Here is a 26,191-nt window from a genome sequence, read left to right as displayed (position 1 = left end):
CAGGACGTTGCGCCGAGGCAGGGCGAGCGGCGATCGCTCCCGACTTCGTCGTTCACGTCGTCAGAGACGCCCGTCGTCGGAGAGGCCGCGCACCCTTCACGAAGCCGTCAGCGCGCTCTCGCCGGCCGCAAGCGGGGCAGCGGGCCGACGCTCGTGACCGCCTGATCGCCGAGCTCGGGAGATATGACACGCGGCTCCCGGAGAAGCTCGCGCTCGCGGACAGCTCCTCCTCCCGTCGTCGTGCGATCGCCAAATTCGTCGATGATCTCAATGGTCAGAGCCGGGCCTGCCCCCGCTCTTCCCATCTGCGTTCATCGTTGCGGAGCGCCGGAAGTGTATTGTGTCGAGCTATGCCAGTGGCTCGACTCAGGGGACGATGCCTGGATCCTTGACACTTGTGGTGTGGCATGATTTTCTCGAGCTCATGGAAGCTGATTGGCCGAGAGCAATCTTTGAGGCCGTGATGGCATCGGTGGTTGCCATCGGTTTACTCGCGGGCTGCGGCAACATCCTCGGCCTCGACGAGTTCGTCGACGCTCCTGGTGGCGCCGGTGCCGATGGCGGCGCGGGCGGAGACGGCGGCGCGGGCGGCGGGGGCGGGGCGGAAGCGTCCGGTGAGGGCGGCGGTTCGGGGGAGCCGCCGACCGTACCTGTCCTGCGGCTCCCGATGAACGATGCCTATCTCGGTGCCCAAAGGAAGACCGGCTCGAATCGTCCCAGGTTCGTGTGGGAAGCGTCGACATCGCCCTCCGGTGCGTCCATCGTGTACGAGCTGCAGTACAGCGCTGAGCCGGACTTGATGAATGCTGTTTCGGTCACTACCGAGCGAACCGAGTACCAGCCGGAATCGGATCTCGCGATAGCACTGCTGCCGCCCGTCGGGCGGCGATATTTTTGGCGAGTACGCGCCTGTGCGGCGGGGATCTGTTCGGCATTCTCACGGACGCGGTGGATCAATTTGGGTCGGGTCAAGTGCGATTATAACTCTGATGGATATGATGATGTTGCAATCAGTGCTTACGAGCTCGGTCCTGGTGGCGGGGCGCTCTATTTCTACTATGGAGGTTCCGATGTGCAGTTTGGCGTGAGGGATGACGGTGTTGTGTTCAGCCCTTCAGGTTCCAACGATGGATTCGGGATCTCTCTGTCATGTGCAGGCGATGTTGACGGCGATGGCTTTGCTGATGCGCTGGTCGGGGCACCCTACGGAGACAAGGCGTTCGTCTATCGTGGCAGCAGCAGCGACCGGTTCGCGTCGGATTACATCACGCTCAAGGGGCCTTCAGCGGTGGGCGAGCTGGGGCCATACGTGGCCTCTGCTGGCGACGTCAACGGCGACGGGTTCGGCGATGTCATCGTCGGAACCTCCAGCCGCCCCATGTTGACCGCCTACCTGTACCTCGGGGGATCGGCCGAGCTCGACGCGCCGATCGCGCTCGAGCTGGGCGAGAACGTCGACGACCTGGGAAACGCGATCGCGCGGGCCTCCTCTGCTGGCGACGTCAACGGCGACGGGTTCTCCGATGTGATCGTGGTGTATCATACGGCCGAACAGGATGTTGTGCGGGTCTATCGCGGAAACCCGGGCCGGGGGTTCGAAGTCACGCCGATGGTGAGTCTTGTCGCCCCTGACGGTCACCCCAGGTTTGTCAGCTCGTTCGATGCTGCTGGCGATGTCAATGGAGACGGTTTTGGTGACGTTGTTGTTGGTGATGCGAGCGGCAGTCGTGTGTATATTTATGCGGGCAAGTCTGAAGGTTTAGAATCAAGCCCGAGCCTGATCCTTGAGGGGAATGACTCGTTTGGCGTGACGGTCGCCGCGGTTGGTGATGTCAATGGTGATGGATTCGATGATATCGCGGTTGCTGACCGATCTCCGAAGGTTCTCTTGTATCTGGGCGCCGAAGGCTCGGCAATGGATGAGCCGGATGCTGTCGTTTACAGAGACGCTATCGAGGATAGGACGGGGCAGCGCCTGGGTTCGCCTGGGGATATAGATGGTGACGGCTACTCGGATTTTGCGATTGCCGTGGCAGAGGATAGTGTTGTCTACTTCTATTACGGTCGCTCTGTGGTTGCGAGTCCTCTGGTCGAGGATGCTTCGGTGTCGCAGGTCGCAGGCGATAGGGAGTTTGGTTTCGCTGTTGCGCACCGGTGATGTAGATATGTTTCATTTGTTGCCTCCTCTCTTGTGGTGAGTTGGTGGCGTGAATGGTTCGTCTGTGGCGTGGTGGTGTCCTCGTGCTTCTTTGTTGTAGACCGGCGCCTCCTGGCTGCAGGGTCGCTGAGGAATCCACTCCCCATCTGCGCACTGCCGTGGCGTGTCACCGACGCAATCGCGCTCACCGTGCGCGCAGCCCTCGGCATCCGAGCTCGCGGCGCCGTTGCCATCCGAGTTCGCGCCGCCGTCACCGCCTCCGCCGGCGCTTGCTGAAGGCGCATCCTCGAAATCGTCTAGCCCCAGCAGCAGGCCGCAGCTCACCTGCCCGGCCGTCATGGCGGTCAGTGCCATCCAGGTGCCCGTCCGGGAGCCCCTCAGCCCTCGTTCCCGCCTCATTCCCGCCTCATTCCCGCCTCTCGCCCGCCTCACCACGTGCGACTCGCCACACGCCTCCCCAGCGGCACGAGAGCCCCGCCGTCCCTCGCCCGCCCCTCGCCTCGCGACCGCTCCCGGCTCCCCGCCCGCCTCCTCGCCCGCGCGCCCAGGACGCAGCCGCCCCGCGGTGGCGCGTCTCGCACCTCGTGGTTCGACCCTGGAGACTTCGTCCCCCGGCCCGAGTAGTCTCCGGCCCGGACGCCGGCCCGCATGCGGCGGAGCGCTCGCGTCCGCCCCGTTTTTGTCGAGCGTTGCTTGGAGGACAGCTCACCGTGATGGATCGAAGACACCTGCCGGGCGGAAAGCCGCGACCCAGGTCGCGCTTTCGCGGCCCGTTGGCCGCAGCGGCCCTCGCCGGGCTCGCGCCCTCCACCGCCCTCGCGCAGGACCAGACCTTCTACCTCGATCGCCTCAGGATGGCCGGCGCCCCCGAAGACGGGATCGGGGTCTGGCGCCCGCACCTCGGCGAAGAGACGCGCTTCTTCGGGCAGCTCGGGCTGGGCGTCTCGGTCCACCCCCTCCGCAACGACAACTACGTGGACGACCTCCGGAAGGAGGAGCAGATCGACGGCGAAGGGCCCGTCACCTCGCAGCTCATCACGTACCTCGACGTGGGCGTCGAGATCCTCGAGCGCGCCGCCCTGCAGGTCTCGTTCCCCATCATCCTGTTCCAGGACGGCAACCAGACCTACTACCGCGAGCTCGGCATCGACCAGAGCGTCGACCTCAAGACCGCCGCCCCCATGGACCTCCGGCTCGACGCCCGCTTCGTCGCCCTGGAGCTCGACGAGCGCCGCTTCAAGCTCGGCGTCACGGGCGCGGTCTTCGTGCCCATCGGCAACACGTACGCCTTCGCCGGCGACCGGAAGCTGAGCAGCTCGTTCGGCCTCGGCGCCGAGTACGACTTCCAGAAGTTCTTCGTCACGCTGAACGCCGGCGTCGCCCTCCGGCCGCACGTGCGGCTCCACGAGCTCCACGTCGGCAGCGAGCTCACGTACGGCGTCGGCGGCTATGTCCCGCTCAGCGACGGCATGGTCCGCCTCGGCGCCGAGATCTTCGGGTCCTTCGGCCTCCACAAGGAGACGCTCGGGGAGCTCGACGCCTCGCCGATCGAGTGGCTCGCGAACGGCAAGGTGTTCCTCACCAAGGACAGGGGCCTCTACGCCGGCGCCGGCGTCGGCACCCGGCTCAGCGGCGGCTACGCCCCCGATTTCCGGGGGGTCGCGGTCGTCGGCGGCGCCTTCCAGGTCTCCGACTCCGACGTCCGCTCGCCCGGCTTCAACTTCGTGATCGAGCAGGAGAAGGACACCGACGGCGACGGCTACCCCGACGTCATCGACCTCTGCCCGGAAGACCCCGAGGACGGCAAGCAGCCCAAGCCGAGCGACGGGTGCCCGGACATGCCCGATCGCGACGGCGATGGCATCCCCGACATCGTCGACAAGTGCCCGGACGACCCGGAGGACAAGGACGGCATCGACGACCGCGACGGCTGCCCGGAGGAGGACGCGGACCAGGACGGCATCCCCGACGGGGTCGACAAGTGCCCGAAGGAGCCAGGGCAGGTCGTCACCGAGGATCCGGAGAAGAACGGCTGCCCGTACTACATCCGCAGGATCACCGGCTCTGCCGAGATCGAAATCATGAAGCAGGTCGAGTTCGAATTCGACAGCTCCAGGATCCTCCCGCAGAGCTATCCGATCCTCGACGAGGTCGTGCGGCTGCTCAAGGCGAACCCCGAGATCAAGCTGCTCAGCATCGAGGGGCACACCGACAACCAGGGCACCATCGACTACAACGACAGGCTCGCGCAGGCCCGCGCCAACGCGGTGAGGTTCTACCTCATCAACAAGGGCATCCAGGGCGAGCGACTCACCTCCGTCGGCTACGGCTCCCGCCGGCCGCTCGTCTCGAACGACACGGAGCAAGGCCGGCAGCGCAACCGCCGCGTCGAGTTCCACATCAAGTCGCAGACGATCGAGGGCCGGTAAGCTCCCCCCGGCGCCGGGCGCCCCGTCCGCCGCCGCCGCGCCGGCCGGCGCGGGGCGCCCCATCCGCCGCCGCGCTGGCCGGCGCGGGCCGCGAGCGGCGCTGTATCCCGTGGTAAGGCTCCGTGAGGCCGCGCGCGGCGCACCCGCTCCGCGCGCGGCAGGCGGAGGGCAGGGGAGGCCCACCCTCTCGTGGATATGCCCAGCTCGACACCGCCCGACCGCGAGCTCTCACCGGCGACCCGAGCGCCCGGATCCGTTGCCTCGGGCCCGCGCGCCGGGGCCGCGGAGCCCGACGCCGGGGGAGGAGGGCCGCGGCGCTGGACGCACGACAGGCTATTCGTCGCGACCTTCGCGCTCCTCGCGGCCGCGGCCGTCGTGCCGATATGGCGCGTGCGGTTCCTGCCCCTGCTCGACCTGCCGAACCACCTCGCCGCCGTCCACATCTGGCACAACTTCGATGCGCCATGGGCCCGTGCGAAGGAGTTTTACGAGCTCAGCCTCACCCCGGCTCCGTATGGCGCCTATCACATCCTGACCCACGTCATCGCCCACGGCGTCGGCCTCGAGGACGCGAACCGGATCGTGCTCTCGAGCTACGTGCTCGCCATCCCCGCCGCGGCGCTCGGCTGGGCGCTCCGGACGCGGCGCAGCCCGTGGCTCTCCATCCTCACGTTCCCGCTCGCCTTCAGCCTGTCGTGGGCGTGCGGCTTCCTGCCCTTCCTCGTCGGCGTGGCCCTGCTGCTCCTCGGCGTCGTCGCGCTCGATGCCCAGCTCGAGCGGCCGAGCCGCGCGCGCGCCGCGGCCGTGGCGCTGCTCAGCGTCGGTTGCGGCCTCAGCCACCCGCTGATCCTCTTCGCGTACTACGTCTGCGTGGCCGCGCTGATGCTCTGCCATGCGCCCCGGTGGTCGCGGATCGCCCGAGCGCTGCCGCCCTTCGTGCCCGCCGTCGCGCTCCTCGTGTGGCAGCTCGTCGCGTTCGAGAGCCCCATGGTCGATCTGCGGAGCGGCCCGCGGTTCCAGGGGGCCTGGGTGCCCTGGCACGAGATGCTCCGATCGTTCCCGGAGTACACGCTCGACTCGGTGTCGGGCGATCTCGATACCCAGCTCTTCTGGGTGCTGCTCGCGACGGCGTCGCTGCTGCTCCTCGGGGAGCTCGCCCGGCGCTCTCGCGCGCGCGCGAACGGCGCGCCCGCCGGCTCGCTCCTCGACCGGCTGCACGATCATCGCTCCCTCGTCCTCTTCGCGGCGATGGTGGTCTGCTATTTCCTCGTGCCGCTGCACCTGGCTCGGCCGTTCGACTGGTGGTTCGTGAGCGGGCGCTTCGCGCCGTTCATCTGCTTCTTCGGCTCCCTCGCGCTGACGGCGCCGCTCCGGGGGCTCTCTCGCCTCCTGATGGCCCCCGCCGCGGCGGCCGCGCTCGTGCTCCCGCTCCACCTCTCGGAGAAATACGAGCGCTTCGACGAGCGTCTCAGGCCGTTCGCCCGCATGGTGGAGCGGATCCCGCCCGGCGCCGAGGTGCTGTTTCTGACGCTGCCCCCGCGCACCGATGAGTCCCTGATCATCGAGGGCACGAACCACTTCTCCTCGTGGGTGCAGATCATGCGGGGAGGCTTCAGCGCCGACGGCTGGCACAACGTGGGCTTCCCCTTCAGGCTGAAGCGCAGCCTCCCCGCGCCGCCGCCGAACCGCGGGGAGTGGTTCAACCCGGATGTCCACGGCGTCGCGTACGATTACGTGATCATCCGGAACGAGCGGCCGGACAGGCCGATGTTCACGGCGGCGCACGCCGCCTGGCGTCGGATCGATCAGGAGGGCGCCTTCACGATGTACGAGCGCTCGCGCTGAGCGGCACGAGCGCACGCGCTGAGCGGCACGAGCGCACGCGCTGAGCGGCACGAGCGCACGCGCTGAGCGGCACGAGCGCTCGCGCTGAGCGGCACGAGCGCACGCGCTGAGCGGCACGAGCGCACGCGCTGAGCGGCACGAGCGCACGCGCTGTGCAGCATCCCTGCCGCATTTCGCAGCGTCCCTGTCGCATTTCGCGCCCGGCGCAGTCACCTGTGTCGCGCCGCGCACGCGGCACGGACGGACGGCGGCGCGGCGTCGCCCAGCGCGCGCCCCGGTTCTCCCGCGAGGTACCGTGCAGCATCTCTGCGCCGATCGCCCGTTGCTCGCGCCGGTGGAGGAGTATCGTAGAGATCCTGGCGACCGGGCACCCTCGGGTGCGCCACGTCGCCGAGGGGGAGCAGCTCGTCGATGTCACCCAGAAATCGCGCTGTCCGTCGCCATCCGCTGGCCTGGACCGGAGCGCTGGCCGCCCTGGCAGGGTTCGCGCTCGCGGCCGGGACGATGCCGTCCTGCGCCCGCGGCACGGATGGTTCCGGCGACGGGGGCCAGGGCGACGGAGGGCACGGCGGCGGAGGCCAGGGCGGCGGCGGGGAGGGCGCCGCCGGCTGCGCCACCGACTGTTCCGCGGATCCGGGCGCTCCGCTGTGCGATCGGGCAACGGGTCGCTGCGTGGCGTGCCTCCCCGGCGCTGGCGCGTGCCCTGCCGGTCAGTACTGCGACCCCGGCGCGAAGCGCTGCGTGCCAGGATGCGGATCTCCGGCCGACTGCCCGGCTCCGCTCGCCTGCGATCTCGCGAAGCACACGTGCGTGGGCTGCGCTTCCGACGTCGAGTGTCCCCCCGGCGCCTCGTGCACGGAGGAGGGCGAGTGCGCGGAGGGCTGCTCGGCCGAGCGTCCGTGTCAGGCCGGCGCCACCTGCTGTGACGGCATCTGTCGGGACCTCGCGACGGACGCGCGGAGCTGCGGGCTGTGCGGTCGAGCGTGCCCCGCGGTGCCGCACGGCGAGAGCGCGTGCATCTCCGGGTCGTGCGCGCTCGCCGCCTGCGACAGCGGGTTCGCCGACTGCAACCGGGACCCGGTGGACGGGTGCGAGCACGACGCCGCCGCGCGCGGGCCGTGCTCGTGCGCTCCCGGCGAGACGAAGGCCTGTTACCAGGGGCCGCCGGGCACCGAGGGCGTCGGCCCCTGCGCCCCCGGGATCTCCACGTGCAGGGCGAGCGGCCTCTCGTGGGGGCCGTGCCTCGGCCAGGTGCTCCCGGAGCTCGACACGTGCGCCGATGACGTCGACAACGACTGCGACGGCGCGGCCGACAATCCCCCCGACCAGGACGGCGACGGGTGGACGATCTGCGAGGGAGATTGCTGCGACTCGCCGTCGGACGGGTGCACCACGCCCGTCCTCGTGAACCGCGGCGCCTTCGAGGTCGCGGACAACCGGATCGACGACGATTGCGACGGCGCCGTCGACGACATCGCGCTGTGCGACGCGGGCCTCGCGAGCGACTCCTCCTCTGCGCTCGATCACGCGAGGGCGATGGATCTCTGCGCCACCACGACGGCGGACCCGCCCTCGCGCGCGCAGCGCACGTGGGGGGTCATCTCCGCGAGCTTCCACCGGGCCGACGGCTCCGGCGCGCCGGTGGCGAGCCAGCGCTCGATCCGCCGGGGCTTCGGCTCGGGCATCGCGCCGCTCCGGGGCGCGCGGCTCGCGGTGCTCTCGACCGGCGTGGCCGCTGCCCAGGCGACGCCGAACAACACGAGGCCGAGCTTCGCGCCGTTCCAGGGCGGCCAGAACATGGGCACGTCGAGCGGCGTGCCCGCGGACTGGCTCGACGCGAACGGCGGCGACTTCCCGAACGCGCCCGGCTGTCCGGAGCCGCAGGACGGCGCGAGGGCCTACGATCCCGTGATGTTGAAGCTGCGCCTGCGCGCGCCGACGAACGCGAGCTCGTTCCGCGTCTCGACCTTCTTCCTCTCGTCCGAGTACCCGGAGGCGGTGTGCAGCCGGTTCAACGACTTCTTCCTCGCCCTGCTCGACTCGACCTTCACGCCGCTCCCGGGCGAGGCGCCGAACCCGGCGGACGGGAACCTCGCCTTCCATGACCCTCCGCCCGCCGGGGGCCCCGTCTACCCGCTCGGCGTGAACCTCGCATTCGGCAACACAGGGCTCTTCACCCGGTGCGTGAACGGGCCGACCGGCTGCAGCGACGGCGCGACGGCGGGCTCCACGACCACCTGCACGGGCATCGAGCAGCTCCTCGGCACGGGCTTCGACATCACGCGGCCGCCCGCCCAGTTCCCCGGCGATCCGGGCTGGTGCGGAGCGAGCGACCGCGCCGGCGGCGGGACAGGGTGGCTTGTCATGAACGGCAATGTCAGCCCGGGAGAGATCCTGGAGCTGCGCTTCGTGCTCTGGGACACGGGCGATCCCTGGAACGACTCGGTCGCCCTCCTCGACGACTTCCAGTGGTCGAGCTTCGCCGCGATGCCCGGCACGCGGGAGTGAGGTGCGGAGAGGTGCGGTCCTCTCGCCCGCCGCGGCGCGAGCGCCCGCAGGTCGCGGGTGGGGGCACCCTGGCGCCCGGGCGCTGGAGGAACGCGCGAACGCAGCGGACGGACCTCGACCCGATTACACTGCGCGGCGAGTTCGGGACCGCGCCGCGTGTCCCTCGGCTCCGCGCTCCAGGGAGCGCTCCGGTTCATGACCAAGGAGACTGCATGAGGAGAACGATCACGCCGCTCGCGCTGTTGCTCGCGAGCCTGTCTTTCGCCGCGCTCGGGTGCGGCGGCAAGGAGAGCGACGCGACGGCCGCGGGGGCGGTGGCCGAAGGGGCACCGGCCGAGAGCGCCGCCCCGACGGCGGCGCCGACGACGGTCCCGGCCGCGGTTGCCGCCGAGCCGACCGCCGCCGCGACCGCGGCGCCCGCCGCGCCGACCGAGACGGCGGCCGCAGCCGCCGCGCCGGCCGAGACGGCGGCGGCGGCGGCGCCGAAGGCGAGCAGCGCCGCGGCCGCGGCGCCGGCGGCGACCGGCGCGGCGCAGGGCGGCGAGAAGAAGTTCGCGTGCGGCGCGAAGGGGCAGAAGCTCTGTCCGATGCAGGCCTGGATGAAGAGCACGATGGCCTCGGCGACCTCGAGCGGCGATGGCGCCAAGATCGCGAAGGCGCTGCTGTACGTGGCGGGCAAGCCGCCGCCCGGCATGGGCAGCTGGGCCTCGATCTCGCGGGCCGGCGCGGCCAAGGCAAAGGCCGGCGACATCGACGGCGCGAAGGCGAGCTGCAAGCAATGCCACGACCTCTACAAGGACAAGTACAAGAAGACGATGCGCGATCGCCCCTGGTGAGCCGATCGCCGCGCGCGGCCGGTCGCGCACCCGTGCGCCTCGCGGCGCGCCCGTGCGCCTCGCGGCGCGCCCGTGCGCCTCGCGGCGCGCCAATGCGTGTGAGCTTGCATACGTCGAGGGCCATCTCCTGCGCGGAGGCGCCCTCGCGAGCGCCCCGCGCGCTGGGCCCCCGCGCGCGCCGCTCGACCGGGGCGGAGCGGGACAAACCTCTTGGACGAGCGGGGGTGATGCGATAGAGCGCTGAGCTGATGCCTCGCGCTGTTCGCACAGGCTCTGGAAGTGCGCCTGCGTCGGCCGCTTCGCCCGCCCGAGCGCGGGGCGCCGGCGAGGCGAGCGGGACCGTGAGCGCGTCCCGCCGGACATCGGCGGATCCGTTCGCGAGCAGCGCGGCGCCGCCGCCGAAGCCGCGCTCGGGCGCGGCGCCGCGGCTCACCGCCGACGCCGGGGCCGACGTCAAGGCGCGCCCGGCCGCCGCCTCCTCGCCGAGCGTGCGGCCTCCGGCGGCGCCGGGGCGGCTCGACGCGAGCGCTGCTCCGCCTGCCTCGAAGAGGCCTCCTCCGCCGGAGGCCGAGGCCGAGGCCAAGGGCGGCTCGCCGCGCGGCCGGCCGCGTGGCCCGTTCACGCAGCACCGCAGGCTCGATTCGCTGCGCAGCTTGCTGCAGAAGCACCCGGCCGGCCTGACGATCTACGACCTCGCGCGCGAGCTCAACGTCACGCCTCGCTCGCTCCGGCGTTATCTCGTCGAGGTCAAGCGGGAGCTCGATCTCGTCTCGGTCGCCACGCGTCCGGGCGGCCCTCGCCTCTGGCGGCTCTCCCCGAGCGAGGCGCCCCGGCGCGTCGAGGTGCGGCGGACGCAGGCGTACGCCCTGCTCGCCGCGCGCAGGCTCTTCGAGCCGATGCGCGGCTCGACGCTCTTCGAGGAGATCGACCTCGCGGCGCAGCGCCTGCTCGGCGTCGCGCGCAGGCCGGGGCGCGGCCCGAACGCCGGCGTCGCCGACGCGCGGCTGGAGGAGCGGTTCCTTTACCTCCCGTTCGCCCCGAAGGACTACGCCGCGCGGACCGAGGAGCTCGACGACCTGTTCCAGGCCGTCGCCGACCTGCGCCCGCTCAGGTGCCGTTACCGCCGCGGTCGGGACGGGCGCGAGGAGCGGGTGCTCATTCACCCCTACGCGCTCGTCCTCTACAAGGATGCGATCTACTGCGTGGGCCTCCATGTGGGCCGCGGCGAGGTGCGCACGTTCCTGCTCGACCGGATGCGCGACACGGAGTGTGCGGTCACCGAGCGCTTCGAGCTGCCCCCGGACTTCTCCATCGACGACCACTTCCAGGGCCAGTTCGGCATCTGGCGCGGGGGCGAGCCCCGGCGTGTCGTGATTGACTTCGACCAGCGCGTGACCGAGTTCGTGAGGACGCGCAAGGTGCACCCGTCCCAGGAGATCACGCCGCTGCCCGGCGGCGGCGTGCGGCTCACGATGCACATCGGGGACATGACGGAGCTCGCGACGTGGGTGCTCGGCTTCGGCGAGACGGCGCGGGTGGTCGAGCCGCCCGATCTGGTGGACCGCGTGAAGCGTGAGCTGTCCGGGGCGCTCGCGCGCTATGCGGAAGAGCCGCCGGCCGAGGGCTAGCCGCGCATCGCGAGGCCCGTCCCGGGCGCCGCGCGGCCCTCTATGGGCCCTTCGGGGCTCGGCACACCCCGGAACCTCGGCATACCTCGGAACCTCGGTAGGCCCCCGGAGAGGGGGTTCGCCGCGCGCGCTGGGGACGGGCCGTGTCTGAGCCCGGTTGACCTCTCTCCTCCGGCTCTGCCGGAGGAAAGAGGTCTCAGGCGAGCTCGGCGGGGCCCCAGCGCGCGCGGCGAACCCCCTCTCCGGGGGCCGGGCAGCTCGCCAGGGTCTCTCTTCTCTTCCTCGGCGTACGCCGCTCGGCGGGCCCCCCGCTACCTCCAGGATCTGCTCAGCGCGACGCGCCGCGCAGCGCCTCGTCGATCATCTTCTGGTGCTCCGCCGGATCGGCCCAGCGGGCGCGCCCCTCGGGCGGGAGCTGATCGATCGGATCGAAGTACGTGTACCGCTGCCCCGGCTTGACGCTCGGCGCCTCGAACACCGAGATCCCGGTCGTGCGATCGTAGTGCTCGTACGAATGCGCGTCCCGCTTGCCCCCGCCGCCGGGCGCGTCGACGACGAACGTCGGCGTGTTGAACCCCGCGGTCGAGCCGCGCACGTGCTTCTCGATCATGAGCCCGGTCGCGAGCGTGGTCCGGAGGTCCTCCACGCCGCGGACGAGATCGTGGATGTAGACGTAGTACGGGTGCACGTGGACGTGCCCGAGGCGCTTCACGAGCAGCTTCATCGTCTCGGGCGTGTCGTTCACCCCGCGCTGCAGCACCGACTGGTTCCTGACCGTGATCCCGCGCTCGAACAGCTTGTTCATCGCGTCGCGCGTGATGCCCGTGATCTCGTTCGGGTGGTTGAAATGGGTGTGGATCACGACCTCCTTGTGCAGCTTCCGGCCGAGCTCCACGGTGCGCGTGACCGCGTCGATCCACTCGTGGTCGGTGAGGATCTTCTGCGGCATCACGGCCGGCCCCTTGGTCGCGAGCCGGATGCGCTGGATGTTCGGCATCCGGAGGAGCGCCTCGCCGATCGCGCCGATCTGCTCCGGCCGCAGGTTGTACGCGTCGCCGCCGGAGACCACGATGTCCTCCAGCTCCGGGCGCGACGCGATGTACGCATACGCGCGCTGCCACCGCTCCTCGTCGACCTTGAAGTGGGTCTTCTCGACCTCCTCGGTGTCGATGCCGACCGCGTAGCTGCGCGTGCAGAAGCGGCAGTAGACGGGGCAGGTGTCGAGCGGGAGGAAGAGCGCCTTGTCCGCGTAGCGGTGCGTCAGCCCGGGGACCGGCGCGTCGGCGCGCTCGTGCAGCGAGTCGAGCCCGAGCTTCGGATGGTCCGGCAGGAAGCGCGACGCGAGCGGGATGAACTGCGTCCGGAGCGGATCGCCGTACGGGTTGTCCCAGTCGATCAGCGAGAGCATGTACGGCGAGACCCGGACGCTCATCGGCGCGTGGGCGAAGCCCTTGGTCGCGTCACGGATGAACTCCTCCGAGACCATGCCGCGCAGCGTGTCGAGCAGCTTGTCCGGGCGGGTGATCGACTTCTTCGCTTGCCAGCGATGATCCAGGAACTGCTCGTCGGTCACGTCGGCGTACGCCGGGATCCTCCGGAAGTCGGGCATCTCGATGAGATTCGCGTGCTGGAGCGACGCCGGATCGACCGGCGGCTTGAGGGGCACGATGTCGTGGATTCGCTTGGTGAGTTCGATGAGGCTCGAGGTGGTCGTCATGAGTGGACCCTTGCCCGCGCAGAGGAAAGAGAGCGTCAGGTGATGGTCGCCTGCTTGCGCCTGCACCTCTCGGGGCCCGCCCGGGAGAGGCAGCGGCAGACGTCTCCCGGATCGTAGCACCGCGGCCCCCCGTCGGGGGCGGTGTGCGCCTGGCCGCGGTACGACGCCGTCGCGCTCGCCGTGGCGAGCGGAGGGGCTCCTCCGGAGCGCGCGCCCTCAGGGCTCGATGGATGCCACGGCCACGTCTCGGGTGGTGCGGTAGCGCGCGTAATAGGTCCGAACGCGCGTGACGTACGCCTGCGTCTCCTCGTAGGGCGGAATCCCGCCATACCGCATGACCGCCCCCTCGCCGGCGTTGTACCCGGCGATGGTGAGATCGAGATCTCCGTTGAAGAGGTTGGCCAGGACGCGCAGATACCGCGTTCCACCGAAGATGTTCTCGCGCGCGTCGAACGGATCGCGCACCTGCATGCGGAGGGCGGTCTCGGGCATGAGCTGCATCAGCCCCTGCGCGCCCACGGGCGAGACGGCCCGCGGGTCGTAGTCGCTCTCGCACTTGATGACGGCCCGGACGAGCTCCTCGGGGATCTGGTACAGCGTCGCGGCCTGCCGGATCCACGCGTCGTAGCGGCTGAAGCGATCGAGGGATTTGTCGCTCGGGGCGACCGGGACCACGCCCTTGCGCCTGGGAGAGCGGCCCCCATCGCCCTTGATGTACACCTTGAAGCGCGGGTCGCCGTTCGGGCGGTTCGTGAAGTGGATCTCCCCGTTCTCGTCGGTGTAGGTGAAGATGTCGGCGAGGGCGCGGCCCGGGTGCAGCGCGAGGGCGGCGAGCCCGAGGGCCGCGCCGAGGGTCCGGAGGACGGCGCGGGGGGAGGAGCCGGAGGTCGCTTGGACGGGCATCTCTCGTCTCAGCATAGGTTGGGAACGCCCGCTCGAGCAATCGCGCCGCGGCGGCGGAGGGAACGCCACGGGCCGGAGCTTCATTCCACCGGTGTCCCGGCGCGGCGTCGCGTGGCCGCCCCGCACGTCGCGGCCTCCGCCTCCGGAGGAGGTGGTGGGACACGTCGGGGGCTCACCTCCTGGGCTTGCGTTCCGGCGAGCCCTTTTTGTGGCTCGCCTGCACTTCAGCCCCTCCGGTGAGCGCCCGCCGTGCCCCACCACCCCCCGCGGCGGGGGCTACGTCCCCCAGAACGATCGCGGCAGCGCGCCCCGATGCGACAGCGCGAGGAGGTCCATGAGCAGCGCGATCGTGACGTGAACCAGGAAGCCCGAGTAGATGCTCTTCGTGCGCATCGCGAGCGAGCCGAGCGCGATGCCCGCGACCACGGCGCCGGCGGCCTCCAGGTACGGCTTGCCGAAGTGGATCATGCAGTAAGGGACGACCATCGCGAAGATCGCGCCTGACCCCAGGGTGTGCCGCAGGCCGGCGAGCCAGAAGCCCCGGAAGAAGATCTCCAGCGCGAAGAACTGGGCGAAGTACATCGCCTCCCAGGCGATGAGGTCGAACCAGGAGCGCGAGGACTGCTTGTAGAAGGGGTAATACGTCCCGAAGTCGGGCGAGCTCGCGACGATGAACACCGCCGGGACGACGACCGTGAGGCAGAGCAGGTAGATCCACGCGTGCTTGGCGAGCCCCCGGACGCGCAGCCCCATGTCGAGCAGGCTGTCCTTCGGGAAGAAGAGCTTCCACGCGGCCATCGGGATGGCCACGTAGCCGAAGACGCGGGTGAACGACCACCAGACATAGCTGTAGAGCTCGTCGTAGCGGCGGAGCGAGATGGGCAGCAGGGGTCCGGTCGGCGAGAGCGCCTGCGCGAGCTCGACCTCGCGCAGCCAGGGCCGGATGTGCTCGTCGTAGACGGCCCGACCGCCGTAGTACTGCTGCAGCATGAGCACGAGCGCCGTGATGGTGAAGAGGACGGCCGGGCGGCGGTCGTAGCCGCCGGCGGCGAGGGTGCGCCGCTGGTGCTCGTGGGCCTCGACGTCGAGCTCCCGCCAGGTGCGCCGGAAGAAGAGCCAGAGGACGGGCGCGAGCGCGAGGTACGCGGCGACCGGAAACAGGGCCTTGAAGAGCGTGCTCATCGCGGCGGACGACGAGGCGTCGGCGAAGCGGGCACCCACATCCGGGAGCGGCCGCACCCGGTCCACGTGCGCCACGACCCAGCTCCCGAGGTTGAGCATCGGCGCGCCCTCTACCATGATCCGCGGCCCAGCACAGCGGCAGCGCGCGGGCGCCCGCGGGCTGCCTCGCCGGGCCGTCGCGCCCCGACGCGCCGCGGCCGGCGCGCCCTGACGCGCCGCGGCCGTCGCGCCCCGACGCGCTGCGGCCGGCGTGGATCGCCTGGCGTGTGCCCTTGCGGTGACCCGGGCCGCTCTGCTAAATGCCCGTCCCTCATTTTCATGCCGCGCGAGTCATCTCGCGCATTTCCGGCGCAGGCTGCGCCTGCCCGTGGGAGTTCAGCAATGGCCAGCAAGAATCCGCTCGCGATCGTGAAGGAGCGCTTCGGCGACAAGGCGAAGCTCGTCGAGGCTGTGAAGGGGTTTGCCACCGAGGATCTCTGGCTCGGTCGCGTCAGCTCGGATCGGGGCGGATCGAAGGGGCTCGAGCACGTCTCGAACGCCAAGCTCCTCCGCCTTCACGCGACCTTCAGCGAGGTGAAGGAGAAGTTCGGGACCCGGGCGAAGCTCATCGACGAGACGCTGGTCGTCCTGAACCGGACGAAGGACCAGGGCTTCAAGAAGCGCCTCGAAGCGTATCCGGTCCCGCGCCTCTACGATCTCTACAAGTCGGCCTCGAAGCGGGCGAAGGCAGCGTCCGCGGCCCCGAAGGCCCAGGCCTAGACCTCGCACCTGAGCGCGCTTGTCGATGCCGGACCTGACCGGGCCGCCTGCCCTTGAAGGTCTGGCTTTCCTATCGTAATTGAGCCGCGTCGCCAGCGCGCGGCGCCCAGCCGTCCTGCGTCGGACCGACGATCTGACGTCCCCCCTGATGAGCCCGTGATGCCCTATGTGGGCCCTCCCAGAACGTGGGGTCGCCCCGGCGAACCCCGCCAAGGAGAACGACTGTGAGCAGCGCGCACGAGACCGAGACCGACGTCTGGACCACGGAAGACGCGAAGTCGTTGTACATGATCGACCGCTGGGGCCGCGGCTACTTCGATGTCAGCCCGGACGGCAGCCTCACGGTGGCGCCGCTCCAGGAGCGCGGCCGCAAGATCGCGATCCGCGACGTCGTCGACGCGGCGCTCGAGCAGGGGCTCCGCACGCCGCTCCTCATCCGCTTCCAGGACCTGCTCCACCACCGGGTGCGGTCGCTCAACGAGGCCTTCAACAAGGCGATCGCCGAGAGCAAGTTCCGCGGCACGTACCGCGGCGTGTTCCCGATCAAGGTGAACCAGCTCCGGGAGGTCGTGGAGGAGATCCTCGACGCGGGCAGGACCTACCACTACGGCGTCGAGGTCGGCTCCAAGCCGGAGGTCTTCGCCGGCCTGTCGGTCCACAGCGACCCCGAGTCGCTGATCGTGTGCAACGGCTACAAGGACGAGAACTTCATCCGGACGGCGCTCATCGGGCGCAAGCTCGGCAAGAAGGTGATCCTCATCGCGGAGAAGCTCTCCGAGGTGCGGATGATCACCCGCGTCGCCAAGGAGATGAACGTCGAGCCGATGATCGGGCTCAGGGTCCGGCTCGTGACCGAGGGGGCGGGCAAGTGGAAGACCTCGGGCGGCGAGAACGCGAAGTTCGGGCTCTCCACCGCCGAGATCCTGGCGGCGATCAGGATCATGGAGGAGGCCGGGATGAGCGCCGCGTTCAAGCTCATCCACTTCCACATCGGCTCGCAGGTGCCGGACATCCTGATCATCAAGCGCGCGGTGCGCGAGGCGACGCGCTACTACGCGAAGCTCCGCAAGATGGGGCAGCGCGTCGAGTACATCGACGTCGGCGGCGGGCTCGCCATCGACTACGACGGCTCGCGCTCGACCTTCCACTCCTCGATGAACTACTCGGTCGAGGAGTACGCGCGCGACATCGTGCACAACATCGCCGACATTTGCGACGAGGAGCGGGTGCCCCACCCGAACATCGTCTCCGAGTCCGGCCGCGCGATCGTCGCGCACCACTCGGTGCTGGTCGTCCAGGCCTTCGGCTCGATCGAGAAGACGCCGATGTCGTCGCCGATCGACATCCAGACCGAGGAGCACAAGCTCATCCAGAACCTCCTCTACATCAAGGACAACATCTCGGGGCCGAACCTCGGCGAGTCGTGGCACGACCTGCTCCAGATCAAGGAGGAGGCGCAGAAGATGTTCGAGCTCGGCCTGCTCAACCTCGACGTGAAGGCCCGGGTCGAGATCCTGTTCTGGGAGATCGCCGAGAGCATGCAGAAGATCGCCTCGGAGCTCGAGCCGGAGGAGGTGCCGGACGATCTCGGCGAGCTCCGCAAGCAGCTCGCCGATCAGTACATCTGCAACTTCTCGGTGTTCCAGTCGCTGCTCGATCACTGGGCGCTCGGCGCGCTCTTCCCGATCGTGCCGATCCACCGGCTGAACGAGCGCCCCGCGGCCGACAGCACGCTCGTCGACATCACGTGCGACTCCGACGGCAAGGTCAGCAAGTTCATCGATCTCAACGACGTGAAGGACACGCTGCCGCTGCACCCGATCCGGGGCGACGAGCCGTACTACGTCGGCATCTTCCTGACCGGCGCGTACCAGGACATCATGGGCGACATCCACAACCTCTTCGGCCGGGTCAACGAGGTGCACGTCTTCCTCGATGACGACGAGGAGAGCGGGTACTACATCGAGGAGACGATCGCCGGGAACAAGATCCACGAGGTGCTGGCGCTGACCCAGTACGACAACCGCGATCTCGTGGGGAAGGTGAAGGCCCAGGTCGACGGCGCGATCAAGCAGGACCTCCTCAAGCCGACGGAGGGCATGCGGCTCCTCGCCGACTACGAGCGCGGGCTCAAGGATCAGACCTACCTGAGCCTCTGAGCCGCGACGTGCTCTCCGAGCAGCCGATCACGGCGACCGCGCGCCGGCCGCCCCTCCGCCGGCGCGGCCCTCCCGGCTGGGCGCGCCAGGCGGCGCTCGTCGCCCGGAAGGATCTCGCGATCGAGCTCGCCACGGGCGAGATCGTCACGACGAGCGGGTTCTTCGCGGTGCTCGTCGCCGTGATCGCGTCGCTCGCGTTCTACGCGGGGCAGGACGCGGCCGAGCGGGTCGCGCCCGGCGTCATCTGGGTGAGCGTCGCGTTCGCGTCGGTGCTCGCGCTGAGCCGCACGTGGCAGCGGGAGCGCGAGGACGGCGCGCTCGCGGGCCTGCTCGTCCTGCCGATCTCGCGGAGCGCCCTCTTCGCCGGCAAGGCGCTCGGGCTGTGCCTGTTCGTCGCCGCGGTCGAGCTCATCATCATCCCCGTGGCGGCGCTGCTCTTCTCGGTGGATCTCGCGGAGACCGGCGCGGGGCTCGCGCTCCTCTGCCTCGCGGCGACGCCGGGCATCGCCGCGAGCGGCACCCTCTTCGGGGCCATGACCGTGCGCACGCGCGCCCGCGATCTCGTGCTCGCGAGCGTGCTCTTCCCGCTGCTCGCGCCCACCCTGCTCGCCGCGGTCGCCGGCACGCGCGAGCTCTTTGGCGGCGCGGCGGTCGGCGAGCTCACCGACTACATGGCGCTGATGGCCGTGTTCGACGTCGTGTTCATCGCGGGCGGGATCGGGCTCTTCGATCTCATGATCGAGGGCTGATCTCCCGCGCCGCGCCCGCGCGCGCTCACGGGGCCGCGCCGGGCGCCCACGGGGCCGCGCCGCGCGCTCACGGGGCCGCGCCGCGCGTCGAGAGCACGTCGTCGGCGATGATCTCCGCCGCCCGCGTGATGCCGGCGAGATCGAGCGCGGCGCCGGTGCACTCGCCGAGCGCCCACACGCCGTCGCCGGCCCGGCCGCGCGCGTCGACCTTCACGGCGTACCCGGCGCGCGGATCCGGCTCGACGCCTGCGCCGGCCTGCGCGGCGATCTCGAACGCGGGCGCCGCCGGCGCCTCCACGGCGACCGCCACGACCTTCACGTCGCGCGTCGGGCTGTCGGGGCCGAACGGCGCCTCGCGCAGGCTCACGCTCTTCACCTGCGAGATCCCGTGCACCGCGGCGAGCGCGGCGAGCGGGACGCGCGCCGCGATGCAGTCGCCGAGGGCGCCCGCCAGCTCGTCGGCCCAGAAGCCCTCGCCGGCGAGCGCGACGGGGCCGGTCGGCTCGACCCCGTGGGCGAGCAGCCGGCAGAGCGCGCGCGCGGAGAAGACGCCGGGCAGATCGTTGTTCGGGACCGCCGCGACGCCGTCGTGCGCCCCGGTGGCGAAGATCTTGGCGGGCGCCGTGATCACGGTCGCGCCGGCGTCCCCGGCGACCAGGATCTCGCCGAGGTAGACCCCGGCGGCAACGCGCCGTGAGAGCACGCGCACGCCGTCGAGCGGGTGCTGCGCGAGGAGCTCGGCCGCGCGCCGCGGCGCCCCGGCGAGCGAGCCGGACGGCGCGAGCCCGTCGTCGATCAGCGCGACGCGGAGGCCCCGCGCCGAGAGCGCGGACGCCGCCGCCACGCCGGCGGGCCCTCCGCCGATCACCGCGGCGTCGACCTCGAGCCGCGCGGCGGGCTCGGGCGGGAGCGCCGCGCTCGGCAGCCGACCGAGCCCCGCGAGCTTGCGCGCGATCGACTGCATGACCCGCGACAGGCCGGGGACGCCGGCCATCAGGTGGTGGTGATCGATCCCCTGCGGGAAGAACCAGTCGGTGACCCGGAGCAGGTCCGCCTCCCGCGAGCCCACGACGTTCTGCGCCTCGATGCGCTCGCCGCCCGCCGCCGGGCGGAGGCAGGTCATCACGTTGGGCACCCCGTCGACGCGCGCGAGGCAGCCGTCGCAGCCGCCGCGCAGGCAGGTCGGCGCGCGGGGGCGGTGCAGCTTCGGGCTGCGCGCGAGCGTCACGCGGCCGGACGCGACCAGCGCCACGGCGAGCGGCTCCCCCCGCTCCGCCGGGACGGCCGCTCCGTCGAGGGTGATGGTGACCGGATCCTGAAGCGCGCGGCTCCGCCGAAACATGGGCGGACGCTAGCAGACACGCGCCGGAGCGGTCGCTTGGAGATCGTGGAGAAGGTGTCCTCCGCTTCGCGCGCTGATCTATGCTGTGCTCGATGCGCCTCGGCGTCCTCGGCCCTGCACAGGGTGATCTGCCCGCGCTCGCTCGCGGCGCGCAGCGTCTGCTCGACGAGGGGCACGCCGAGCGGGTCCTCTACGTCGCCGAGGACGACGCGCTCGACCGGGTCGTCGAGGGCTGGGCGCAGCGCCTGGTCGGCGCGGACCCCACGGAGGGCGCCGTCTTCGAGCGGGCCCTGCGGTGCGTGGCCGCGACGCCGGCGGAGATCGACGCGTTCGTGGCGTCCGAGCGGGCGCGGCTGCGCCTCAGGCTGCTGAGGAGCCTCCCGCCGGGCCAGCGCACGATCGAGATCCTGGACGGGCGCGTGGCGCTGTTCGTGTTCGACAAGGCGGCGCTCGACGAGGAGGACGTCGTGGCGGCGTCCCTCCTCGTCTTCGGCAAGAGCTCGGAGCCGCTCATCCAGCGGGTCGGCGCGCGGACGTTCTTCTCTCCCGGGCCGATCGGCCCCGAGGGCGGCGCGGCGCTCCTCGACGACGGGCAGGGCGGGGTGCGGATCGAGGTGATGAACGCGCGCGGCGCGGTGACCGCGCGCGAGATCGTCGGCCCGGCTGCGGCGGGCCCCGGGGTGAGGGTTCAAGGTGGCTCGCACGGCTGAGGATCACGCGGGCGCGCCGCGCGGGCGCGCGCCGGACGCGCGCCGCGTCGCCGTCTTCGGCGGCAGCTTCAACCCGCCCCACGTGGCGCACGTGCTCGCGGCGACGTACGCGCTCTCCGTCGCGCCGATCGACGAGGTGCTCGTCGTCCCCGTCTACCGCCACCCCTTCTCCAAGGAGCTCGTGCCGTTCGAGCATCGCCTGGCGATGTGCCAGCTCGCGCTCGGCTGGCTCCCGCGCGTATCGGTGTCGGCGGTCGAGCGCGATCTGGGCGGGGAGAGCCTCACGCTGCGCACGCTGGAGCACCTCGCCGCGGCGCACCCGCGCTGGGCGATGCGGCTGCTCGTCGGCGCCGACGTGCTCCCCGATCTGCCGAGGTGGCACCGCTTCGATCGCATCGCGCAGCTCGCGCCGCCGATCGTCCTGGGGCGCTCCGGCTTCGCCGCGTCGGCCGCGGAGGATCTCGAGGGGGCCGGCGCGTACGCCAGCCCCGGCCTGCGCGCCGCGGACGTGCGGCTCCCGCAGATCTCGAGCAGCGACATCCGCCGGGCGTTCGCGGCGGGCGATCTGGACGCCGTGCGCCAGCGCGTGCCGAGCGCCGTGCTCGACTACGTGCTCGCGCGCGGCCTGTACGGGAGCGGCCGGTGAGCGCGCGGGCGAGCGCGCGCCGGCCGCGAGCGCGCCGCGAGGGCGGCGCCGGGCTCGACGTGTTCATCTACGGCGGCGGCAAGGTGGGCCGCGGGCTCGCGCGCGCGATCCGCGACGCGGGGCTGTCCGTCACCCTCAGGGCCGCGCGGGACGGGCTGCCCGAGGAGCGCATCGACGCGGATCTCGTGATCCTCGCGGTGCGCGATCGCGACATCGCGCCGTGCGCCGAGGCGCTGCGCGACCGAGCGCTCGTCGGCCACCGGGACGCCGCGGTGGTGCACTGCGCGGGCGCGCTCGGGCCGGAGGCGCTCGAGGCGGTGCGGAGCGACCGCGTCGCGGTCGCGCAGATGCACCCGATGATCTCGTTCGCCTCGCCCTCGTTCGCGCCCTCGCTCGCGCGCGGTCAGCTGCACGTCGACGGCGATCCCGCCGCCGTGCGCGCCGCGCGCTCGCTCGGCGCGCGCCTCGGGATGACCCCGCGCACGCTCCCCGGCCTCGACCGGGTCGCTTACCACGCCGCGGCGGGCCTCGTCGCCAACGGCGCCGCCGCGCTCGCCGCCGGCGGGATCGATCTGCTCGAGCGCGCGGGCGTCGATCGAGCGACCGCCGCCCAGATGCTCGGCCCGCTGCTCCGCACGGTCGCGGACAACGTCGAGGCGCTCGGCGTGCCCGAGGCGCTCACCGGGCCGGTGCGGCGCGGCGACGCGACCGCCGTCGCGCGGCACCTCGAGACGCTCCGCCGGCTCGCGCCGCACCTCGTGCCCTTCTACGTGGCCGCCAGCGCGACGCAGCTCCCGCTGGCCCGCGCCCTGGGCGAAGCACCCCCGGCCGCGTTCGACGCCATCCAGCAGTTGCTGGACGGAATCAAGCATCGTGGTTGAAAATTTCTTGTGACGCCGCATGCGGCGGCGTGATGAGCCCGGGGGGGCGACGGCGGGATCCGTTGATGCGAGGTTCAGCGCAGAGGTACGCTTCTCGTGCCTTGGGATCGGTTGCCGCAGCCTGCGCTTCTTCTGCCACGACGAGCGAGGCCGGAAGTTTCCGGGAGCTCGATGAGCGCGTCCGTGAAGCCGCGTCGCGTGGGGTGTTCCACGTCCATGGACGGCGGCAGGTCCTGGACGCCGTTTGCTCCCACCTCGCGCGGCGCGCGCGGGGTGTGGGGCGCTCGCTGATCTCGGCCGCGCACGCCGCGGATCGGGATCCCTGGCGCGAGCTCGCCCTGCGCTGCGGGGTCGCCTCCGCGGATCCGACGGCGGCCGCGCAGGGGATCAGCGCCGTCGCGCAGGGCGCGATCCTGCTCGTCTCCGAGGGAGAGCCGGCGGCCTGGGGCAGCCTCGTGCTGGAGGAGCTCTCGCGCCTCATCGCGGAGGGCTCGTGCGCCGCGCTCGTCGTCGTGTGCAGCGACGTGGCGGTGCGGCCGTGGACGCGCGCGCTCACGATCGACGCGGTGGCCTCGCCGGAGGACCTGCACCTCTTCTGGGAGGCGGCCGCCGCGGACGCGGAGCGCCGGGTGGTCGCGAGGCTCGAGCGGCTCGACGCGCTCGAGGGCTGGTGCGCCGCCGCGCTGTCGACGCCGTCCGAGCCGCGCCCCGCGCGGCCGCCGCCGAGCCGCGCGGCCAGGCGGCTGCTCGATCGGCTCGCGCTGAGCCAGCGGCCCTGGCCGTCGGCGCAGGTCGATCTCCTGCTCTCGTGGGGGGCGGCGCAGGAGCTCGAGGCGATCGCGGGCAAGGGCGCGCTCGACGAGCTCTCCGGGCTCGGGTTGATCGAGGTCGATGATCGCGGGTGGGTGGCGGCGCGGCGCGCGGCGGTCGACCCGGCCGGCGTCGATCCCGAGGACGCGCGCGCGGTCGCGGAGGCGCTCGAGGAGCTGTCGACCGATCCGTGGAGCGCCTCGCGCGCGAGCGAGCTCTTCGCCTCGCTGGGTCAGGCGGACCGCGCCGAGGCGGCGGCGATGCGGGCGATCTCCTCGGTCGGCGAGCCCTCGGCGCGCGCCGATTTCTGGCAGCGCTGGGCCCGATCGATGCGCGCGCTGCCCGGCGCGCCCTCGGGCGAGCGGCAGCTCCGCGCCGCGGAGCTCGCGCTCCGGCTCGGCGACGTCGAGTTCGCGATCGACTTCTCCTCCTCGGCGCTGCGGGAGCGGGAGTCGTTCGCCGCGCTCCTCGTGCACGGCCGCGCGACGAGCGCGCGCGGCGATCTGACGACGGCCGCGATGGTGCTCTCGCGCGCGCTCTCGCTCGCGGGCGCGCCCGCGGAGCGGTCGCGCGGCGCCGTCGAGATGGCGGAGCTCTGCTGCAAGACGGGCGATCTCGCGGCGGCGAGGGAGCACGCGGAGGCGGGCCTCGCCTGCGCGGGCGAGCTCGCGACGCGCCTCCTGGCCCGCAACGTCCTCGGCAAGCTGCTCCTCTCGCGGCAGGCGTGGTCCGAGGCGGAGCGGCACTTCGCGGCCGACGCGTGGGAGGCGGCGCGCGGCGGCGAGCTCGTGAGCGAGCTGCGCGCCCGCCTGAACCGCGCGATCGCGCTGCTCTCCAGCGGCCGGCTCGACGAGGCGCGCTCGATGCTCGAGGGGGTGCTCGAGGACGGCGAGCGGCGCGGCGAGCGCGCGGCGACCGGCTACGCGCTCACGAACCTCGCGGTGATCGCGCACCTGAAGCACGAGTACCCGGAGGCCCTGCGGCTCTTCGAGCGCTCGATCGACATCTTCCGCAAGATCGGGGACAAGGTCACCCTCGTCAACCTCATCGCGAACCTCGCGGAGCTCCGCCTGCAGCTCGGGTTGATCGAGGAGGCCGAGCAGGCGCTCGCGTTCGCGCGGAAGGTCTGCGGTCCGGTCGTCCCCGGCGTGTGGATCTCGCACGTGGCCTACGTCGCGGCGCAGATCCACCTCGAGTGCGGCCGCACCCACGACGCCTGGTCCGAGCTCAGCGCCGCCTTCGCGCACGGCGCCGGCCCGAAGCGCGGCGAGTGCTGCGCCCTCGCCGCGCGCATCGCGCTGGAGGACGGCGATCTCTTCCAGGCCGCGCAGATGCTCGAGAAGGCCCGCGCCGAGGCGAGATCGGATCGGCACCGCGCCGAGGTCGCCCTCCTCGAGGCGATGCGCGCTCGCGCCGCCGGCGAGCCGTTCGGGCCGATCGCCGCGGAGGCGCTCGCGCTGGCGCGGCAGGCCCACGCGCGCGAGCGCGCCCTGGAGGCGCACGTCCTGCTCCACCACGCGCCCTCCTCCGGGGAGCGGCCGCCGCGCGCGCCGGAGGACGACCCGGGGGCGGCGAGCTCGCACCTCGAGGCGGCGATCGCGCTGCGGGATCGCATCGCCGCGTCGCTCCCTCCCGAGATCGCGCGCAGGTTCCTCTCGCGCCGGAGCTTCGCGGAGCTCGCGCGGCTGGAGGCGTGCGCGCGCGGGGCCGTCGAGGCGGATCCGAGGGGCTGCGCGCTCTGCGGGGCGAGCGCGTGCGCGGGGTGCGCGAGGGCGTCGGTCCGCCCCCTCAGGACGTCCGTCGCGGCCCCGGCGCTCGAGCGGATGGTGGGGACGGCCCCCGCGCTGCTCAGCCTCATCCATCAGATCGAGAAGGTCGGCGCGAGCGACGCGACCGTGCTGATCCACGGCGAGAGCGGGACCGGGAAGGAGCTCGTCGCCGAGGCGATCCACGAGGTGAGCGCGCGGCGGATGGGCCCGCTGGTCAAGGTCAACTGCGCCGCCCTGGTCGAGACGCTGCTGCTCTCGGAGCTGTTCGGGCACGAGAAGGGGGCGTTCACCGGGGCGGCGTCGCGCCGTCGCGGGCGCTTCGAGCTCGCCGAGGGCGGGACGCTCTTCCTCGATGAGATCGGGGACATCTCGCCGCGCACGCAGGTCGCGCTGCTCCGCGTCCTGCAGGACAGGACCTTCGAGCGGGTCGGGGGGATCACCCCGCTGCGCGCGAACGTCCGCATCCTCTGCGCCACCCATCGCGACCTGCGCGCGATGGTCTCCCGGGGCGAGTTCCGGGAGGATCTCTACTATCGCCTCCGGCAGGTCGTCCTGGAGGTCCCTGCGCTCCGGCAGCGGCCGCGCGATCTGCCGGTGATCGCGGCCTCGATCCTGGAGCGGATCGCCGCGGAGCGCGGCGCGCCGCCGAAGCGCCTGTCCAGCAGGGCGGTCGCGGCCCTGTCGCAGCACACCTGGCCGGGCAACGTGCGCGAGCTCGAGAACGCGCTGCGCGCCGCGGCGATCTTCGCGGACGGCGAGGTGATCGATCTCGAGGACCTCACGACGAACGTGGAGGGCCTGCGCGGCCTCGACGCCGCGGGACCGTCGAGCGCCCCGGCCACGCCGAGGGCGGGCGCGTCGCCTGGTCCCGAGCTCGCCAGCATGGCTCGCGCCCCGGCGCCCGAGCGGCCGGCGCTGGAGGGGCAGCCCGCGCCGGCGCTCGCGGATCGCACGCCGCTGGAGCTCGCGTATGCGCATGTCCGAGGAGGCGTCAGCCTGAGCGACATGAAGCGCGAGCTCGAGCGCGAGTGCATCTCCAGGGCGCTGGACGAAAGTCGTGGCAACATCACGCGCGCCGCCACTCTCCTGGGCATGAAGCGGCCGCGCCTCTCTCAGCTTGTGAAGCAGTATGGCTTTGGTGGGACGTCGGAGGATTGAGT

At 71.8% G+C, this 26,191-nt stretch carries 17 protein-coding genes; 13 read left to right on the top strand and 4 right to left on the bottom strand.

Going from position 1 to position 26,191, the window contains the following annotated elements; genetic code table 11:
• The first annotated feature begins 397 nt into the window (after positions 1–397).
• From WMF31_RS25995 to WMF31_RS25970, 6 genes are all read left to right on the top strand, one after another.
• Positions 398–2,158: an FG-GAP repeat domain-containing protein gene (locus WMF31_RS25995; RefSeq protein ID WP_436606600.1), complete on the top strand. Its 1,761-nt coding sequence runs from the start codon at positions 398–400 to the stop codon at positions 2,156–2,158.
• 773 nt (positions 2,159–2,931) lie between these two features.
• Complete coding sequence (locus WMF31_RS25990) at positions 2,932–4,587, top strand: OmpA family protein (RefSeq protein WP_436604522.1); 1,656 nt, start codon at positions 2,932–2,934, stop codon at positions 4,585–4,587.
• Between the two features lie 195 nt (positions 4,588–4,782).
• Positions 4,783–6,432: a hypothetical protein gene (locus WMF31_RS25985; RefSeq protein WP_436604521.1), complete on the top strand. Its 1,650-nt coding sequence runs from the start codon at positions 4,783–4,785 to the stop codon at positions 6,430–6,432.
• A 411-nt stretch (positions 6,433–6,843) separates the two neighbouring features.
• Complete coding sequence (locus WMF31_RS25980) at positions 6,844–8,940, top strand: hypothetical protein (RefSeq protein ID WP_436604520.1); 2,097 nt, start codon at positions 6,844–6,846, stop codon at positions 8,938–8,940.
• A 212-nt stretch (positions 8,941–9,152) separates the two neighbouring features.
• Positions 9,153–9,776, top strand: coding sequence for a hypothetical protein (locus WMF31_RS25975; RefSeq protein WP_436604519.1), 624 nt, complete (start codon positions 9,153–9,155; stop codon positions 9,774–9,776).
• 341 nt (positions 9,777–10,117) lie between these two features.
• Positions 10,118–11,404 carry a WYL domain-containing protein gene (locus WMF31_RS25970; protein WP_436604518.1) on the top strand — a complete coding sequence of 429 codons (1,287 nt, stop codon included), beginning with the start codon at positions 10,118–10,120 and terminating at the stop codon, positions 11,402–11,404.
• 328 nt (positions 11,405–11,732) lie between these two features.
• Here WMF31_RS25970 and WMF31_RS25965 read toward each other — a convergent pair whose 3' ends face one another.
• From WMF31_RS25965 to WMF31_RS25955, 3 genes are all read right to left on the bottom strand, one after another.
• Complete coding sequence (locus tag WMF31_RS25965; protein WP_436604517.1) at positions 11,733–13,121, bottom strand: KamA family radical SAM protein; 1,389 nt, start codon at positions 13,119–13,121, stop codon at positions 11,733–11,735.
• Between the two features lie 216 nt (positions 13,122–13,337).
• Positions 13,338–14,024, bottom strand: a complete 687-nt coding sequence (locus WMF31_RS25960; protein WP_436604516.1) for a transglycosylase SLT domain-containing protein — start codon at positions 14,022–14,024, stop codon at positions 13,338–13,340.
• A 276-nt stretch (positions 14,025–14,300) separates the two neighbouring features.
• The gene (locus WMF31_RS25955) at positions 14,301–15,305 is read right to left on the bottom strand and encodes a CPBP family glutamic-type intramembrane protease (RefSeq protein ID WP_436604515.1); all 1,005 of its coding nucleotides are present in this window, start codon (positions 15,303–15,305) and stop codon (positions 14,301–14,303) included.
• Between the two features lie 282 nt (positions 15,306–15,587).
• On the opposite strand from WMF31_RS25955, the gene WMF31_RS25950 reads away from it, so the two are divergent.
• From WMF31_RS25950 to WMF31_RS25940, 3 genes are all read left to right on the top strand, one after another.
• Positions 15,588–15,965, top strand: coding sequence for a hypothetical protein (locus WMF31_RS25950; RefSeq protein ID WP_436604514.1), 378 nt, complete (start codon positions 15,588–15,590; stop codon positions 15,963–15,965).
• 224 nt (positions 15,966–16,189) lie between these two features.
• A complete protein-coding gene (gene speA / locus WMF31_RS25945; protein ID WP_436604513.1) occupies positions 16,190–18,124 on the top strand; it encodes a biosynthetic arginine decarboxylase in 1,935 nt (644 codons plus the stop codon).
• A gap of 8 nt (positions 18,125–18,132) precedes the next feature.
• Positions 18,133–18,873, top strand: coding sequence for a heme exporter protein CcmB (locus WMF31_RS25940; RefSeq protein ID WP_436604512.1), 741 nt, complete (start codon positions 18,133–18,135; stop codon positions 18,871–18,873).
• A 67-nt stretch (positions 18,874–18,940) separates the two neighbouring features.
• On the opposite strand, the gene WMF31_RS25935 is transcribed toward WMF31_RS25940, so the two are convergent.
• Positions 18,941–20,215 (bottom strand): (2Fe-2S)-binding protein, encoded by a 1,275-nt coding sequence (locus WMF31_RS25935; protein ID WP_436604511.1) that lies wholly within the window; start codon positions 20,213–20,215, stop codon positions 18,941–18,943.
• Positions 20,216–20,307: 92 nt separating this feature from the next.
• Here WMF31_RS25935 and WMF31_RS25930 point away from each other — a divergent pair, with 92 nt between their 5' ends.
• The 4 genes from WMF31_RS25930 to WMF31_RS25915 all read left to right on the top strand — a co-directional run bounded on the left by WMF31_RS25930 (position 20,308) and on the right by WMF31_RS25915 (position 26,189).
• Complete coding sequence (locus tag WMF31_RS25930; protein WP_436604510.1) at positions 20,308–20,925, top strand: hypothetical protein; 618 nt, start codon at positions 20,308–20,310, stop codon at positions 20,923–20,925.
• On the top strand, positions 20,909–21,571 hold the full coding sequence (nadD, locus tag WMF31_RS25925) for a nicotinate (nicotinamide) nucleotide adenylyltransferase (protein WP_436604509.1): 663 nt from the start codon (positions 20,909–20,911) through the stop codon (positions 21,569–21,571). Before WMF31_RS25930 ends, nadD begins: the two co-directional genes overlap by 17 nt.
• Positions 21,568–22,452, top strand: coding sequence for a DUF2520 domain-containing protein (locus WMF31_RS25920; RefSeq protein WP_436604508.1), 885 nt, complete (start codon positions 21,568–21,570; stop codon positions 22,450–22,452). The genes nadD and WMF31_RS25920 overlap by 4 nt, the downstream gene beginning before the upstream one ends.
• Before the next feature lie 275 nt (positions 22,453–22,727).
• Positions 22,728–26,189 carry a sigma 54-interacting transcriptional regulator gene (locus WMF31_RS25915; protein ID WP_436604507.1) on the top strand — a complete coding sequence of 1,154 codons (3,462 nt, stop codon included), beginning with the start codon at positions 22,728–22,730 and terminating at the stop codon, positions 26,187–26,189.
• Positions 26,190–26,191 lie beyond the last annotated feature (2 nt).

Origin of the sequence: Sorangium sp. So ce1036 (genome assembly GCF_051369805.1) — a bacterium.
GTDB classification, from domain to species: Bacteria; Myxococcota_A; Polyangia; order Polyangiales; family Polyangiaceae; genus Sorangium; species Sorangium cellulosum_F.
Note: the sequence above shows the minus strand (reverse complement) of the source record. Positions and strands in the feature narration are given on the sequence as shown.

Excerpts from the sequence above, each read along its gene's own strand:
- WMF31_RS25985 (WP_436604521.1), top strand. The coding sequence starts at position 4,783 with ATGCCCAGCTCGACACCGCCCGACCGCGAGCTCTCACCGGCGACCCGA.
- WMF31_RS25980 (WP_436604520.1), top strand. The coding sequence starts at position 6,844 with ATGTCACCCAGAAATCGCGCTGTCCGTCGCCATCCGCTGGCCTGGACC.
- WMF31_RS25975 (WP_436604519.1), top strand. The coding sequence starts at position 9,153 with ATGAGGAGAACGATCACGCCGCTCGCGCTGTTGCTCGCGAGCCTGTCT.
- WMF31_RS25965 (WP_436604517.1), bottom strand. The coding sequence starts at position 13,121 with ATGACGACCACCTCGAGCCTCATCGAACTCACCAAGCGAATCCACGAC.
- WMF31_RS25960 (WP_436604516.1), bottom strand. The coding sequence starts at position 14,024 with ATGCCCGTCCAAGCGACCTCCGGCTCCTCCCCCCGCGCCGTCCTCCGG.
- WMF31_RS25955 (WP_436604515.1), bottom strand. The coding sequence starts at position 15,305 with ATGCTCAACCTCGGGAGCTGGGTCGTGGCGCACGTGGACCGGGTGCGG.
- WMF31_RS25950 (WP_436604514.1), top strand. The coding sequence starts at position 15,588 with ATGGCCAGCAAGAATCCGCTCGCGATCGTGAAGGAGCGCTTCGGCGAC.
- WMF31_RS25935 (WP_436604511.1), bottom strand. The coding sequence starts at position 20,215 with ATGTTTCGGCGGAGCCGCGCGCTTCAGGATCCGGTCACCATCACCCTC.
- WMF31_RS25930 (WP_436604510.1), top strand. The coding sequence starts at position 20,308 with ATGCGCCTCGGCGTCCTCGGCCCTGCACAGGGTGATCTGCCCGCGCTC.